This window comes from Asticcacaulis machinosus, assembly GCF_028550435.1.
Taxonomy (GTDB): Bacteria; Pseudomonadota; Alphaproteobacteria; order Caulobacterales; family Caulobacteraceae; genus Asticcacaulis; species Asticcacaulis machinosus.
On sequence record NZ_JAQQKV010000001.1, the window covers coordinates 1,606,183 to 1,622,651 of the forward strand.

Here is a 16,469-nt window from a genome sequence, read left to right on the forward strand (position 1 = left end):
AATGGCGCGATTTTTACCTGTGAAACCTTTTCCACCTTGCATTATTGTCTAACGCTGTCATATTTTATCCTACAAATATCAAAGGCTTGATCGGCAAACGCCTTCGCAACTGCAAAATACGATTTGCGAAGAAAGCTGAGACAAGCTCAAAAAACATAACGGGAAGCACATATGGTACGGGAAGGTTTCATCGCGGCAGGGCTCTATGCTGCCATGTTAGCGCTCACATCAACATCTTGGGCGCAAACACCAACGCCCGCCCCAAAACCGGCCGCAGCCCCGGTTTATGTCTGGCAGAATGTGGAGATTCTGGGCGGTGGCTTTGTACCGGGGGTGGTGTTTCACCCGACCGAAAAGGGGCTGGTCTATGCCCGCACCGATATTGGCGGGGCCTATCGCTATGATCCGCTGGCCGGTCGTTGGGTGCAGATGCTCGATTTTCTGGGGCGGGCCGACTCGCAGCTTTATGGCGTCCTCTCCATCGGCCTTGATCCGCAAAACCCGGATCGCGTCTATCTGGCGGCGGGTGAGTATCTGGGCGGCAATGCCCGCAAAGGGGCGATCCTGATTTCCAAAGACCGCGGCAAGACCTTTACCAAGACCGAACTGCCGTTCTGGCTGGGCGGCAATGCCGACGGCCGCTCGACCGGTGAACGCCTGGTGGTCGATCCGAAAAACCCGCAGACCCTGTGGCTGGGCACCAGCCGCGACGGCCTGTGGCGCAGCGATGATGGCGCGCTGAACTGGACCAAGACCACCCTGCCCGCCGAACATGTGCTGTGGGTGCTGCCCGATGGCAAAGGCGGCCTCTATGCGGGCGTCGAAGCGAAAGACGGCAAAAGCTTTTATGCCTCACAGGATAACGGCCTGACCTGGGCTACGGTGGCGGGCACACCCAAGGGCCTGATGCCGCACCATGCGGAATTTGATGCCGGTGGCAAGCTGTTCATGACCTTTGCCGACGCCCCCGGCCCGAACGGCGTTAAGGATGGCGCGGTCAGAACCTATGATCCCGATAACGGTCACTGGTTCGACATTACCCCGCTTAAGCCCTCATCCGAAACCTTTGGCTATGCCGGCCTGTCGCTCGACCGGCAAAAACCCGGCACACTGGTGGTTTCGACCCTCAACCGCTGGGGCTCTGGCGATGAGATTTTCCGCTCAACCGATAGCGGGAAATCCTGGAAGCCCTTAAGCGAAAAATCGGCCTTTGAGACATCTCAAGCCCCGTGGTTATTGCCCTATGCGGGTGGCAAGCATGACCACCTCGGCCACTGGATCGGCGATATCGATATCGACCCGTTCGATTCCAGCCGCGTGTTTTATGTGACCGGTTACGGCCTGTGGGAAAACCGTGAACTGGCCAGCATCGATAGTGGCGCCAAGCTCAACTGGCGCTTCACCAATCAGGGACTGGAAGAAACCGCCGTGCTGGAACTGATCAGCCCACCCACGGGCGCGCCTGTGTTTTCAGCATTGGGCGATATCGGCGGGTTCCGCCATGACGACCTGACCTCGGCCCAAAACTCGACCTATTTCCACCCGAACGGCGTCCATACCCGCGGCATGGACTTCGCCGAAGACAAACCCAGCCTGATTGTGCGCACCTCAGACCGCCCGCCGTTTGGCTATTACTCGGAGGACGGCGGCAAGACCTGGACCGGTTTCGCCTCACACCCTGTGACCGTCACTGGCAATGATTACCAGACTATGGGAATCGGGGTATCCGCAGATGGCGCGTCATGGGTATGGATGCCTGCCAAGTCCGAGCCCTATGTCTCAACCGACAAAGGCCAGACCTGGGTCAAATCGAGCGGCGCGCCGGTCAATTCCGAATACCACATCTTCCCGATCGCCGACCGGGTGAACCCGAAAAAATTCTACCTCTATGACAACCGCAAAAAGACGGTCTATGCCTCCGAAGATGGCGGCCTGACGTTTAAGGTTGCCACCACCAGTGCCGTCGACTGGGGCGGACGGATGAGGGCCGCCCCCGGCAATGAGGGCCATCTGTGGGTCGGCGGCTGGAACGGGCTCAATGTGTCGGACGACGGCGGCAAGACCTTCACCACGATGTTCGGCATTCAGGAAGCCTGGGCGGTAGCGTTTGGCAAATCGGCCCCCGGTGAGACCTATCCGGCCCTGTTTGTGTGGGGTAAGCTTAATGACCGCGAAGGGCTTTATTTCTCATCCGATCTGGGCGGGCGCTGGGTACGGCTGACCACGCCGTCAAAACAGTTCGGCTCGATCCGTGGCGTCATGGCGGGCGACCCAAAGGTGTTTGGCCGGCTATATATCGGCACCGATGGGCGGGGCGTATTGTATGGTGATTTCAAACTGCCAGAAGCGGCTAAATAGGGGGTATCATGAGGGTTTTATTGACGGCTATTGCCGCCATAAGTGCGGCGTCACCGGTATGGTCACAGGTGGCATTCGATAATATCTTCAGCGACCATGCCGTCCTGCAACGGGATAAGCCGGTTAAGGTCTGGGGCACAGCGGCGGCGGGAGCGCAGGTAAACCTCGCATTCGCAAGCACCACGTTAAGCGTCACCGCCGATGCCAAGGGGCAGTGGATGGCTACCCTGCCCGCCACCAAAGCGGGAGGGCCTTACACGCTCACGGCCACCAGCGGGGCCTCGATGGCCACGCTCAATGATGTGGTTATGGGCGATGTCTGGCTGTGTTCGGGCCAGTCGAACATGGAATTTCAGACGAAGTATGCCACCAATGCCTATACCGAGGTGCTGAACTCCGCCAATCCGGATATCCGCTTTGTGACGGTAGAGCGCGATGCGCAACCGACCGAAAGGGATCACTTTGCCAAACCTCTGCTCTGGCGCGCGGTCGGGCCGGAGACGACCTCTGATACCTCAGCCGTCTGTTACTTCATGGCCAAGGAACTGCAAAAAACCCAAAAAGTCCCTATCGGCATGATCCATTCGTCATGGGGCGGCACCACCATCCAGTCATGGATGTCGCAGGGGGCACTGCGCGATCTGAAAACCTATGATCAGGGCTTAGAGGTACTTGCCACCTACAGTCGCGATCAGGCCCGCGCCAAAACCGAGTGGCAGGCGATCATGCTCGACTGGTGGCAGGCCAATGAACCCGACGCCAAACAAAAGGCCGCATGGGCCACCCGCGATTTCGACGACAGCGCATGGGATGCGATCACCGTCGATGGTTTCTGGGAAGGCGCAAAGCCCGAACTGGCCTTTTTTGATGGCGTCATCTGGTATCGCACATCTGTCACCTTAACGGCGGCGCAAGCGAAACAGGCGGCCACGATCGAACTGGGGCCGGTCGATGACGGCGACACCACCTTTGTCAACGGCAAGATCGTCGGCGCCACCGAAAGCTGGAACGCGCCGCGCACCTATGCCATCCCCAAGGGAACGCTTAAGGTTGGGGCGAACGTCATTGCCGTGCGCGCCTATGATTCCGGCGGCGGCGGCGGGTTGTGGGGCAAGCCCAACGACCGGCGCATAGCGTTTGCGGACGGATCAAAGGTCGCCCTGCCCGCCCAGTGGAAGTATAAGGTCTCAGCCCCGCTGGCGGCGCTGAAAAGCTCGCCCTCGACACCGTGGCTGGCGACCAGCGGCCTGACCAACCTCTATAACGGCATGATCGCGCCCTTTGCGCCCTATACCCTCAAAGGGGCGGCCTGGTATCAGGGCGAATCCAATGTCTCTCAGCCCGCCGAATATGCCCGCCTGCTGCCCGCGCTGATTGCCGACTGGCGTCGCGCGTTTGAGACGCCAGACCTGCCGTTTCTGGTGGTGCAACTGGCCAATTTCGGGCCGGTGGCCAAGGCGCCAACCCAATCGACATGGGCCGAATTGCGCGAAGCCCAGCGTCAGACCGTCAATGCCGACCCGAAAACCGGGCTGGCCGTCGCCATCGATTTTGGTGACCGCGTCGATATCCACCCGACCCAAAAAGCCGTGGTGGGACAGCGTCTGGCTCTGGCGGCGCGTAAGATCGCTTACGGTGAAAATGTTGTCGCCGGTGGCCCGCAACTGGTCACGGTTGGGCGCAGCGGAGCCGATATTGTCATCACGTTTGACAGCGCCCTTGCAACCTATTCCTCGGCGCAAGCTATCGGGTTTGAAGTCTGCGATGCGGCCAAAATCTGCCGGTTCGCCACCGCCGATGTGTCAGGCATGGTCGTCACCCTCAAAGCCGCCAACACACCGGACGCCAAATTCGTGCGCTATGCCTGGGCCGACGCGCCCTATGTTAATCTCTATTCCGACCAGGATCTGCCCGCCATTCCGTTTGAAGCATCGGTACCGTAGGAAAGGACAGGATATGCGCAGGGTGATACCATCGATTTTGGCGGCGCTGATGTTGACAGCGTGTGCGGTCACGCCGGAGACGCCGGTAAGCCCCCAGTCACAAAGATGGGCCCATGACGCGACCCTCAACCTGCCCGATATGCGTCTGCATGATCCGTTTGTGATCGCCGATAAGACGCAGGGGATATATTATCTCTACACCTCCAATGTCACGGCATTGACCGGATCACCGGACAAGGGCGTGATGGTCTATAAAAGCCGTGATCTGAAATCATGGTCGCCGCCGTCCGTCGTATTCAGCCTGCCCTCTGGTATCTGGGCCAATGGCGGGGCATGGGCGCCTGAGGTGCACGCCTGGAAGGGCAAATACTATCTGTTTGTCACCCTGCATAACGAAGATGCAGCCTTAGCCCCGGTCAATGGCCGAAAGCCCTATCGGCGCGGCACGATCATGGCCGTGTCCGACACACCCGACGGCCCATTTGAACTGATGAATGGTGGCGAACCCGTAGCCCCTGCCGATCTGATGACGCTGGACGGCACGCTTTATGTCGATCGGGCGGGTAAGCCGTGGTACGTCTATTCCCATGAGTGGCTGCAAGTGGGTGACGGCACGATCGAAGCCCTGTCGTTCAGCGACGATCTTAAAGCCCACGGCATCCCAAAGGTTCTGTTCAAGGCCTCAGACAGCCCCGAATCCGCGGTCCAGATTCAGCCCGATGGCACCCGTGCCTATGTCACCGATGGCCCGCAGTTTTATCGCAGTAAAACCGGTGAACTTCTGATGCTGTGGTCGAGTTGGGGCAATGATGGCTACATTCAGACTCAGGCCCGCTCTATCACCGGCGAGCTCTCCGGCCCGTGGCAGCAGCTACCGCGCCTTCTGGGTCAGGACTCCGGCCACGGCATGTTGTTTGAAACCTTTGACGGCCAGTTGATGCTGATCGTCCACCGCCCGTTCAAGAACGCCCGCGGCAAGCTCTATGAGATGCGCGACGCCGGTGATCATTTGGAAATCATCCGCCAGAGAACCGACCTCGATGGCGGAAACTAATTTTACCGAGGAAACGCCTATGACCACCACCCGTCGCAACCTTCTGGCCTCTGGCTCGGCCTTAACCGCAGCCGCTTTGGCCCCTGCAACTCACGCAAAACCGGTAAAATTCAAACCGACCTGGGAGTCTCTGTCTCAGAACTACCAGACACCTGAGTGGTTCAAGGATGCCAAGCTTGGCATCTGGGCGCACTGGGGGCCACAGTGTGTACCGGAGGCGGGCGATTGGTACGGCCGCCAGATGTATATGCAGGGCAATTTCTATTACGACCACCATGTCAAACACTATGGCCATCCCAGTAAAACCGGCTTTCTGGACATCATCGGTCAGTGGAAAGCCGACAAGTGGCAGCCGGAAATCCTGACCAAACTCTATAAGGCGGCAGGCGCCAAGTACATTGTTGCTATGGCCAACCACCACGACAACCTCGATCTGTTCGATTCCAAATATCATCAATGGAACAGCGTCCGCGTCGGTCCGAAAAAGGATATCGTCGGGACGTGGGAAAAACTGGTAAAAGCTGAGGGCCTGCGGTTTGGCGTCTCCAACCACTCGGCCCACGCCTGGCACTGGTGGCAGACGGCTTACGGTTATGATGCCGAAGGCCCGCTTAAAGGCGTGCGCTATGACGCTTATCGCCTGACCAAAAAGGACGGCAAGGGCACATGGTGGGACGGCCTTGACCCGCAGGAGCTTTACACCGGGCGGGCCGAGGGCATGGTGCCGCCTGACGGCATCACGTCGATCACCGACATGCAGGCCTTTAACGACAAAACCTCCGGCGAATGGACCGAGGCGCAGCCGAAGAACAACCCATACTATGCCAAACAGTGGCTGGCCCGTCAGAACGACCTGATGGATAAGTACCGCCCCGATTTTGTCTATATGGACAACTATGTCACCCCGCTGGCTGGCGTGGGGCTTGAAGCGACGGCCTATTTCTATAACCAGTCCACCAAATGGCACGGCAAAAACGAAGCGGTCGTCACTGGCAATAAGCTGGATGCCACGCAAGCCAAAGCCCTGACCAATAATGTCGAGCGCGGGGCGTCGGCTTACCTGAGGCCCGAATACTGGCAGACCTGCACCTGCATCGGCAACTGGCACTATGACCGCGCCCTGTATGAACGTGACGGCTATAAATCGGCCAAGCAGGTCATCCAGTTACTGACTGATGCGGTCTCGAAAAATGGCAACCTTTTGCTGTCGATCCCGATTCGCGGTAACGGCGAAATCGATGAGAAAGAAGTGGCCATCCTTGAGGACATGGCCGCGTGGATGGCCGTCAATAACGAGGCGATCTTCGGCACCCGCGCGTGGCATACGTTTGGGGAAGGCCCGACCGAAGTCGGTGCCGGACACCAGAATGAAGCCGCCGCCAAACCGTTTACCGCTCAGGATATCCGCTTTACCACCAAGGACGGCGCGCTCTATGCGCTGGCGCAGGACTGGCCCGAAAGCGGTCAGATGCTCATAACCACGTTCGCAAAAAATACGCTCAATGCCAAAGCTCGTATTGAAACCGTTGAACTTTTGGGTATAGCTCAACCTCTGGAATTTGAATTGTCTCCAGACGGACTAAATGTGAAACTGCCCGCTCAGCGTCCGGCCGCAACGCCGGTGCTAAAAATCACCGGCCAGACTCTGGTTTAGTCCGCCCATAAGGAACCCGCGCCTTAATGCCTGTTGATGACCCCTGCTGCCCGATCAGCCTCTATGCCCGCCAATTGCGCACCTATATGTGGGCCGTCGACGATATGATCTGCGAACAGAAGCTGGAACAGGCCCGTAAGGTGCAGGCGGTCAGGTCGTGGTTGCTGGGCTTTAATATCGATCCGGATCGGCCTTTGCCGTTCAAGCGCAAATAAAAGAACTCCCCCTGCGGGGCCGCCCGCGCGGTGCAGGGGGAGCTGATTTTAGCGTAGCTAAATATCAGAGGGGGTGAACAGCACTGACTGTCAGTTTACCCCCTCTTCAATTTATGAAAATCATAAATCGAAGCTCCCCCTCCAAGAGGGGGAGTTCTAAGGTTTACCGCTTCACCGTCACAGCCGCGCCATTATAGGTCACCGTACGGTCCGACGCGTCAAAGTCGGTGGTTTTCCCACCTTCGGTGATAAAGCGCACCTTGAACGTCCGGTTGGTCACCATACCCTTATATTCGCCCGAACGTGCACCGATGGTCAGTTCGCCGGTCTTGTCATTATAGGCAAACGGGATGCGGCTGAACTGGCCCTTGATATAGGCATTGGTCACGCCGTCATCTTCATAGAGGCTATAGCTGCCGTTCGCACCGGTATAGACATTGATTGTGATCGGTGCATCGGGCTTTTCATCGACATACTGCATCACCGGCCCAAACGGTACGATCGCGCCCGATTTGACAAACAGCGGGATCTGATCAAGCGGCGCATCGACCGTGATCGTCTGACCGCCCTTGGCCTTGGCACCCGTGTAGACATCGTACCAGTCAGCCCCCGCGGGTAAGTAAACGCTGCGCGAGGTCGCCTGATACTTGGTCACCGGGGCAACCATGATCGATGTACCGAACATATACTGATCACGAAGGTCCTTGGCCTTGGCGTCGTTCGGGAAATCAAGTGCAAAGCCGCGCATGATAGGCGCCGAGTCATAGTGGCTGGCCGCCGCCGCCGTGTAGATATACGGCATCAGGCGGTAACGCAGTTCCAGGAACCACACCATGTTGGCGCGCATGGGCGAGCCTTCGGGTGAGATTTCATGGATTTCGCGCTTCACCCCTTCGCCATGAGAGCGCATCAGCGGCGAGAACGTGCCGAACTGCCACCAGCGCTGGTTCAGCTCACGCCATTCCTTCAGATCATCAGCCGTACCGGTGCCACCGGCGGTGCGGTTTTCCTGCAGACCACCGACCTCTTTGCCCTGAAAACGGGTTTCCTGCGCATAGCCGCCGATGTCGTGCGTCCAGTTCGGCACACCGGAAAAACCCGTCTGCACACCGGCCGAGATCTGGTCATAGAGATTATCCCACGTGCCGACCACATCGCCCGACCACAGGGCCGCCGCGTTGCGCTGCACACCGGCAAAGCCTGAGCGGGTCAGGATAAACTGGCGGGTATCCGGCTGATCAGCACTCAGTCCGTCATACATGGCCTGGGTATTCATGGTGGCATAGGCGTTATGAACCAGAGCCCCCGGCCCCATCTGGGTCGGGGTGATCAGTTCGGCAAATTCCTCCGGTGAGGTGTTGGAACGCACGTCAGGCTCGGTATTATCCATCCACCACGCATCGAAGCCGTACTTCACCAGACCTTCTTTCATCTGGCGGTAATAGATATCGCGCGCTTCTTTGTTATACGGCGAATAGTGGCTGTTGAGATAGCCCGGACCGACCCAGTCCTTAAAGCCCAGTTCGACGTTCTTGGTCCACATATAGCCCTTGGCGTCGAATTCCTTATAATTATCGGTGTTCGGATAGTACTTGCCCCAGATCGAGATCATGATGCGGGCATTCTGGGCGTGAACCTTATCGACCATACCCTTGGGGTCAGGGAAGCGGGTGGCGTCGAACTTATGGCTGCCCCACTGGTCTTCCGGCCAGTAGAACCAGTCCTGCACGATATTGTCGATCGGCCATTTATTGTCGCGGTAGGTTTTGAGCACGCCCAGCAACTGGTCTTGCGTCTCATAGCGTTGACGCGACTGCCAGAAACCGTAAGCCCACTTCGGCATCATCGGCGGGGTGCCGGTGACGTGGTGGTAGCCGCCGATGACACCTTCGATATCCTTGCCCGAAATGAAGTAGTAGTTCAGGCCCGTGCCCGCCTCAGAAGTAAAGCGCAGGGAGTGCTTATCGGCTGAGGCCTCCGGATTGGAATGGTGCAGCGAAACCAGACCGCCGGACGGTTCCCACTCCAGATAGACCTTAACCGGCTTCTTGGCCTCAAAGGTCTGTTCGAAGTTGTTGTACCAGCCGTTCCAGCCCATGCGCCAGATTTCGTGACCAAAGAGGGTCTTGTCATCGATTTTAAGCGTCGCATAGTCGGACGCGAACAGGCGCATCTTATGCACGCCCGCCTTGTCGGAGGTCATGCGGCCTTCCCAGACCACCTTGACCTTTTTGCCGGTCGTCGCTTCCTTGCTGAGGGCCGCATCTTTGGGCCAGTATTTATCGACATCGCTCAGGAACTGGTAACGGACATCCGGCTCGTTGCGCGTCACGATCAGCTTACCGTCGACATAGTATTTGGCGGTAAGCCCGGCCTTGCCGTCCAGCCCGTGCAGCTTAAGATCACGGCTGGCCAGACCGAAACGCACCGGATTACCAAAGCGCGTGACCGAGTTGTTATCCCACAGCACGCCGTAGTTTTGGTCCGAGACCACAAACGGGATGCCGATGTCCATATTGTGCTGGCGCAGTTCGACATCTTCGCCGTTCAGGTTCATCTGGGCGTTCTGGTGCTGGCCCAGACCATAGAACATTTCGGTCGTGCTCTTGTTGAACTGGGCCGAGGTGGCGACATAGGACTTCCCCTCAACCAGAACCGGCTTGATATCGGCCTTGGCCTGCGTCAGCACGGCCTTACCCGACGCATCCTGGAATGTGATCAGGCCGTTTTTCAGGGACACCACGGCCTTGGTTTTACCGGCATCAAGAGTGACGGTGTCGGCTGCACTGCTGACCGCAAACGAGCCCGAAGGCTTGGCGACCGCCATCAGAGATGAGATCTGCGCGCGGGCCGGATCATCGACCGCCAGCACATGGATAATCGAGTCGCTGATGACCTCAAGGCGCACTTCTTTGGCCGAACCGATGTCAGGCTTCACCACAATACCGGTGGCGGTTTTTTCAAAGCTGCCGGCCAGAGCCGTGCTGGCCATCAACATAACCGCCAGAGCGGGAGCGTAGATAAATGGTTTCATAATCGTCTTCCCTGTATCGTTTAATAGGTAGCGAGTTTGATTTTAAGAATAGCCGGTTCGCCGGTCAGGTTCAGGCCGTAGTCGGTCTGATCGCCGTTCCAGACGAAATCGACAACCCATTTGCCATTTTCAAAATGGCCCTGCTCGACCGCGCGGAAGATCAGGTTCTTACCCTTTTGTTTGTCGCCCACGCCGAAATTAAGGCGGGCATGGACGCCGGTGACCAGAAACTCATCTTCGGACAGTTGGGCAACGACCACGCCGCCATTAGGCTTTTCACGGCCCGGCACCGGATCGAACTTACCCAGCCACGTCCATTCGGTCAGGCCAAACTGCCATTCGCCATACATGACGTCGAGCTTCCATTTGCCACCCAGATCGATCGACTGCGGCTTGCGGTCATCGGCTTCGGCCACGCCCCAGACGGGCTTCTCATAGGCGATCTTGGCCCAGTCGCGCATCATCGGCGCAAACAGAGCATATTTCTCACGGAAGGGTTTCAGGCCCTCAGGATTGATGTGACGCCCACCCAGCGGATAGTTGGTATAGCCGGTATAGTCGATGCCGAACGGTGAGAACCCGATCCCGCCGCGCCCCAGTACACTAAAGATATAGCGCGCAAACTCGGTATCCGAGCCGGTTTCCGGCACAAACAACGGATTGTTGTGCTTGGTGTAGTGGCTGAGGGCCGCCTCATAATTGGCCGAGTCGCGCTTATAGATATCGGGCGCAATAATATCGATGGCCGGTGCCGCGGCCTGATAGATGTCGATCACGTTATGGGTCGGCCCGCCGGAGGAGTAGGTTTCCGGCCCGACCTCGACCAGAGGCTCACGCAGGGCCGCATTGACGAACATCGGCAGGTCATAGACCTTGCGGCCCGCGGCGGCGATCTCATTGATGTAGCTCGCTATATGCCAGGCGTGGAAATATTCATCAGCGTGTTTTCCAAACACCTGCGACCACGATCCGCCCTTAGCGATCCCCTTCTTTTTCAGGAGGGCGGCGGGCACCTGACCGGCAAATACCTTTTCCGCCTTAGGGGAATAGTCGCGAACCGAGCCATAGGTGCCACTCTCGTTCTGGGGCTGGATCATGATGACGGTATGCTGATCGCCGTCGATTTTCTTCAGGTGCGTCATCAGGGCGACGAAGGCGGATTTGTCGGCCTCCAAGGTCGTGCGCTCCATCGGCGACAGGCAATAGGACATGGTGCCGTCTTTTTTAGTGATGCGCGGGAAGCGTTTATTGTCCAGCTTCACCCAGTCCGGCGTATAGTTGGGCGAAGTGTTCTTCCACGTCCCGAACCACAGCAGCACCAGCCGCATATCGTTCGCGCGGGCTTGCTTAACCAGTTCATCAACATAGGAAAAATCGAACTGGCCTTCCTTGGGCTCAATCTGCTCCCACGCCACCGGAATTTCCAGCGTATTGGCGTGGATGTCTTTCAGCGCCGGCCAGACCTTGGGCAGTTGCGACACATAGTTCGAAGAGTTATTGGCCTGCCCGCCGAGGATCAGATAAGGCGCGCCATCGACAAACAGCGCCGCCTTGCCGTTCTTTTTCTCAATACGCGGCGACTCTTTTACAGCCTGCGCTACCGTTGGCATGGCGGCCGAAACCATCATCAGGCCGGCACAGGCCCCCATCAGGAAACGCCGCGTCAGCTTTGCGTGCGTGGATATCATACTGAATTCCGGTTGCCCGGCTCCCTCTGAAACATCTGTGTTTAAGTACGGGATATAAACCATGAGCCACACAGCGTCATGCGCCGTGGCCCTCAGCCGCAACTGGATGTCCCTTCAACCATCGCTTCCCGGTTTTTGCTCTTTGCCGCGGTATTTTCGTTTGGCACGCGACGAGCTATTTTATCTTACAAATTTGTGTATCATCAAAAATTCAAACGGCAAGTCAAAATTGATAGCGCTATCATTGAAAAAGGTGTCCAATAGAAAAACGCTTTGAAAACGATGACTAATTTCACTTTCCAAAGCGTGGCCCATTAAACGGAAAAAACAAAAAAATGTGTGTTTGCAGTTATTTAGGCTGGACAAGGACGACATTTTTTGCCGATTAAACAAGGGCTGGTTGAGATTTTACATATAATAGCCCGCGCCAAAGCGGGGCAAATGGCAAGGTAGAGAAACATGCGTACCCATCGTGGCATCAGCCTGACCTACGGGCTTTTGGAAACTCTTGGTCAATCGATCGTCATTGGCGATTTCGATAAGGACGGCTTTCCGACCGAGGCGGAATTATGCGCTAAATTCGGGGCCAGCCGCACGGTTGCCCGCGAAGCCGTGAAAATGCTGACTGCCAAGGGCCTTTTGAGCGCCCGCCCGCGCCAAGGCACCAAAGTCGAGCCGATTACCCAATGGAACCTGCTCGATCCAGATGTCACGCGCTGGTTGATGGAGCGGCAATATTCCAACAAGATTTATCGCGAATTTACCGAGGTGCGCCTGGCGATCGAGCCCGTGGCGGCGGCGCTTGCGGCTCAGCGCGCGAATAAGGCCGATATTCGCGCCATCCGCGACGGGTTAAACGGCATGCGCGATGAGGCCGCAGATCATGATGCGGCCCTTTTGGCCGATATTGATTTCCATGTCGCTATCTTAAAGGCCTCCGGCAATCCGTTCTTTTTGCAATTGCGGGCCCTGATCAATACCGCCCTGCGCATCTCGATCGGTCTGACCAATAAGATTTCCGGCCATACCGCCTCGATCCCGGCCCACGAAGCCGTACTGATCGCCATTGAAAATGGTGATGCCGTTGGCGCTGAAAAAGCCATGCGGGCAATCCTTTTGGAATCGCTGGAACTTCTGGCGTCCTTCAATCCGGAAACAACGCATTAAATCTTTAGTCCCGCGCCGGAGGTGTGGTTGGAGCGGAATGCAGCATCATTCCGCTCCAACCACACCTCCGGCGCACTGGAATTTTAAACCTTCGGCGTAATCCGCACCATGATGACGCCGTGCGGAGCCACCGTGCCGCCGAACTGGCCTTTGACGTTTTTCGTCACGGCCTTAGACCACAGGTCTTTGACATCGGCCTTTAAGGCGGCAGGCAGATCGATCTGATCCCAACTGAGACTCATAGCCTTAGGTTCCAGCGAACGGTTAAACAGCACAACCGCCCGGTCGCCGCCTTTGAGTGGCCGCGCCCAGATTTCGAGATCGCCCTCTTTCCAGATGCGCCGCGCCTGTTGCCCCAGCGGGTCCTGATCGACGGCGATGACATCTTTGTTCGTCAGAATCTTGAGCGTCTCCTCACTCATGGTCGACAGGTCATTGCCTGAAATCAAGGGCGCGGCCAGCATGGCCCACAACGAAAAGTGCGCCTCATATTCCGTCTTGGTCATGCCGCCATTGCCGACTTCGAGCATGTCCGGATCGTTCCAGCGATTCGGACCGGAGTGGCTCCACAGATCAACCTGCTTATCTAAGATATTGGTCATGCCGATCGAATAGCCTTGCTTGCCTTCCCAGGCGTCAAAGATATCCCCGGTCGTGCGCCACATATGGCCGGGCGCGTGCGCCCATTTCGACGGTTCATTATCGCCCCATTCGCAGATCGACAGCAGTATATCCCGCCCCGAAGCCCGCAGCGCCTTGGCCATGATGGTGTAGGCCGCCTCGGCATCCATCGTGCCGGTGTAGCACCAGTCGTATTTCAGATAATCGACGCCCCACTCGGCATACTGGCGCGCATCCTGAAACTCATAGCCGCGGCTGCCCGGACGGCCACCGCAGGTCAGAACGCCTGCGTCGGAATAGAGCCCAAACTTCAGCCCCTTGGAATGGACATAATCCGCCAGCGCCTTGATACCCGACGGGAAACGTTCCGGATCAGCCTGAATATTGCCCTGAGCGTCGCGGCTTTTCTGCCAGCAATCGTCGATGACGATATACTGATAGCCCGCATCCTTCATACCCGATGACGCCATCGCATCAGCCTGACGGCGCACCATAGCCTCATTGATATCGCACTTATACTTATTCCACGAATTCCAACCCATCGGCGGCGTGGCCGCCAGATCAGGCTTTGGGGCCTCAAGCTTTAAGGTTTCATGGGCCAAAGCCGTCGTGGCGCACGATAATGCTCCCAAAAAGGCCAAAGCCTTAAGGGCCGAAGTCAGAAAAGACATAAATCCTCCCGCCCAGCGCACACCTTCGGCGCCGGTTTAGATGATCCCTCAGTGCAGTTATGCCGGAAAATCCGCCCGAAATCGCCGTCCGTTGACCGGCGGCGGCTGTTTATGGAACTAATAAATATGATCAATGCGATGATGGCAAGTCATAAACCTTTTCTAAGGCCGATGACCATATTGTGCGTGACGTAAAGGTGATTGGCGTTTAAACACGCCGCAGGGAATGGCAGTCAAAGGGTTCGGTGACATTGGCTAAGACGGCGATACTGGTAACGGGGGTTGCGGGCTTTATCGGCTTTCATGTGGCTCAGGCTCTGTTGGCGCGTGGTGAGTCCGTGGTCGGCATCGATATTGTCAATGACTATTACGACCCGGCCCTCAAAGATGCCCGCCTTAAGCAGATAGGTGATCACCCGGCGTTTCGCTTTGTGAAGATGGATGTGGCCGAGGCTGAGGCCGTGAAAGACCTGGTGCTTGACGCCGGCATTACCCGCATCATTCACCTCGCCGCTCAGGCCGGGGTGCGCTATTCGATCGAAAACCCGTTTGCCTATCAGCGCTCAAACCTCCAGGGGCACTTAAGCATTCTTGAGGCCAGCCGCGCCGTAGAGGGTTTTGAGCATCTGGTCTATGCCTCGTCGTCCTCGGTTTACGGCGACCGCCCTCTGGCCGGTGACGGTTTCAGCGAAGACGACCGCGTTAACGAACCCGTCTCGCTCTATGCAGCCACCAAGCGCGCCGGTGAACTGATGAGCACGACCTACAGCCACCTGTATGGCATCCCGCAATCAGGCCTGCGGTTCTTTACGGTCTATGGCCCGTGGGGCCGTCCGGACATGGCCTATTTCAGCTTTTCCGAAAAGATCATGAAGGGCGACGCCATTGAGGTTTACGGCGAAGGCCATATGCACCGCGACTTCACCTATATCGATGATATCGTCGAAGGCATTATCGGCGTGCTCGACCATCCGCCCGCCGGTGGCAAAAACGAAATCTACAATATCGGCGCCCATCAGCCGGTCGGCCTGATGGACATGATTTCGACGTTGGAAACCGCGCTGGGGCGTGAGGCCAATAAGATCATGCGCCCGATGCAACCGGGTGATGTCACCACCACCTATGCCGATGTCTCAAAGCTCAAGGCCGTGACGGGCTATGCCCCGTCGACCCCGCTTAAGGACGGGCTGGAACGGTTTGCCACCTGGTTCAAGAGCTATAAGGGCTTGAACTGATTAGTCCTTAAAGCCTTTGACACGCTTCTTGATGTCCGGCGTTTCACAATAGGCCTTATCCGACTCCGTCAGGGTTTCCGGTGCGAAGGCACAGACGCGCGCCGCTGCGAACGGCCCGATGACATCCAGCGGCTCGGTACGGGCATCATGCCTGACGATGACCGCCCGTAGCTCCCCCAGATATTCTTTGAAATCTTTAAGCTCCTTAGCCAGCTTAGACTTAGCCATCTGCTTGCGCGTAGCCTCCAGTTCAGCCAGAGCCACATCGAACTGCCCCAGTTCGCGACGAGCATTCAGGACACGTACCTGACGCACAAAACCAGCCTCATCAGGCTCCGCCATTTTCAGGGCCTCTCCCCGCGCAATCAATTCGGTCTGGTAGCGCACTTTCAGATCGGGATTGCCCTCTGCCTCCCACGTTGCCTGCAATAATAACCAGAAATCATCACTGCTTTCCTGATTAAGCTTATGTTCAAGCCATGCTGCCCGATAAAACGGTGTATCCTTGTCCGTCAGGGCCAGGTACTGCGGCGACGCAATCAGACCTTCCAGCGCCTTAACCTCATCGGGCGAAAACTCACGATACATGACCAGTTTATTGTCCGGGCATATGGGCGGTGTCATGGGAAAATCCGCCGATCCGATCGGCCGGCCATCCGGCCTCTGCCCCCAGGTCGATGACGACATCCAGGTGGAGTCTTCAAAGGACTTTCCGCCGACCGGGCAGGTCACCGTCATCTCGGCAAACGTCACCGCATAGGACGGCATAGCACATAAAGCCGACAGCGCCGCCACGGCTAAAAACCTGATGTTCATGTTCCCCCCAAAA

At 57.3% G+C, this 16,469-nt stretch carries 11 protein-coding genes; 7 read left to right on the top strand and 4 right to left on the bottom strand.

The features are described from left to right. Positions 1–171: 171 nt before the first annotated feature. The 5 genes from PQU98_RS07360 to PQU98_RS07380 are packed head-to-tail and all read left to right on the top strand — an operon-like array spanning position 172 to position 7,224. The gene (locus tag PQU98_RS07360) at positions 172–2,358 is read left to right on the top strand and encodes a beta propeller repeat protein (protein WP_272744256.1); all 2,187 of its coding nucleotides are present in this window, start codon (positions 172–174) and stop codon (positions 2,356–2,358) included. 8 nt (positions 2,359–2,366) lie between these two features. Beyond that, entirely contained in the window at positions 2,367–4,301 is a 1,935-nt protein-coding gene (locus tag PQU98_RS07365) for a sialate O-acetylesterase (protein WP_272744257.1), read from the top strand. Between the two features lie 13 nt (positions 4,302–4,314). Next, entirely contained in the window at positions 4,315–5,355 is a 1,041-nt protein-coding gene (locus PQU98_RS07370) for a glycoside hydrolase family 43 protein (protein WP_272744258.1), read from the top strand. Between the two features lie 19 nt (positions 5,356–5,374). Further along, a complete protein-coding gene (locus PQU98_RS07375; RefSeq protein ID WP_272744259.1) occupies positions 5,375–7,009 on the top strand; it encodes an alpha-L-fucosidase in 1,635 nt (544 codons plus the stop codon). 26 nt (positions 7,010–7,035) lie between these two features. After that, a complete protein-coding gene (locus PQU98_RS07380) occupies positions 7,036–7,224 on the top strand; it encodes a hypothetical protein (protein WP_272744260.1) in 189 nt (62 codons plus the stop codon). Between the two features lie 163 nt (positions 7,225–7,387). On the opposite strand, the gene PQU98_RS07385 is transcribed toward PQU98_RS07380, so the two are convergent. Both PQU98_RS07385 and PQU98_RS07390 read right to left on the bottom strand, forming a co-directional pair. Beyond that, a complete protein-coding gene (locus PQU98_RS07385; RefSeq protein ID WP_272744261.1) occupies positions 7,388–10,258 on the bottom strand; it encodes a glycoside hydrolase family 31 protein in 2,871 nt (956 codons plus the stop codon). A 20-nt stretch (positions 10,259–10,278) separates the two neighbouring features. Then, positions 10,279–11,946 carry a GH35 family beta-galactosidase gene (locus PQU98_RS07390; RefSeq protein WP_272744262.1) on the bottom strand — a complete coding sequence of 556 codons (1,668 nt, stop codon included), beginning with the start codon at positions 11,944–11,946 and terminating at the stop codon, positions 10,279–10,281. Positions 11,947–12,405: 459 nt separating this feature from the next. On the opposite strand from PQU98_RS07390, the gene PQU98_RS07395 reads away from it, so the two are divergent. Continuing rightward, positions 12,406–13,113 carry a FadR/GntR family transcriptional regulator gene (locus tag PQU98_RS07395; protein WP_272744263.1) on the top strand — a complete coding sequence of 236 codons (708 nt, stop codon included), beginning with the start codon at positions 12,406–12,408 and terminating at the stop codon, positions 13,111–13,113. 83 nt (positions 13,114–13,196) lie between these two features. On the opposite strand, the gene PQU98_RS07400 is transcribed toward PQU98_RS07395, so the two are convergent. Beyond that, positions 13,197–14,405 carry a glycoside hydrolase family 27 protein gene (locus PQU98_RS07400; RefSeq protein WP_272744264.1) on the bottom strand — a complete coding sequence of 403 codons (1,209 nt, stop codon included), beginning with the start codon at positions 14,403–14,405 and terminating at the stop codon, positions 13,197–13,199. Between the two features lie 251 nt (positions 14,406–14,656). Here PQU98_RS07400 and PQU98_RS07405 point away from each other — a divergent pair, with 251 nt between their 5' ends. Next, positions 14,657–15,640 (top strand): NAD-dependent epimerase/dehydratase family protein, encoded by a 984-nt coding sequence (locus PQU98_RS07405; protein WP_272744499.1) that lies wholly within the window; start codon positions 14,657–14,659, stop codon positions 15,638–15,640. Here PQU98_RS07405 and PQU98_RS07410 read toward each other — a convergent pair whose 3' ends face one another. Next, a complete protein-coding gene (locus tag PQU98_RS07410) occupies positions 15,641–16,456 on the bottom strand; it encodes a hypothetical protein (protein WP_272744265.1) in 816 nt (271 codons plus the stop codon). Between the last annotated feature and the right edge of the window lie 13 nt (positions 16,457–16,469).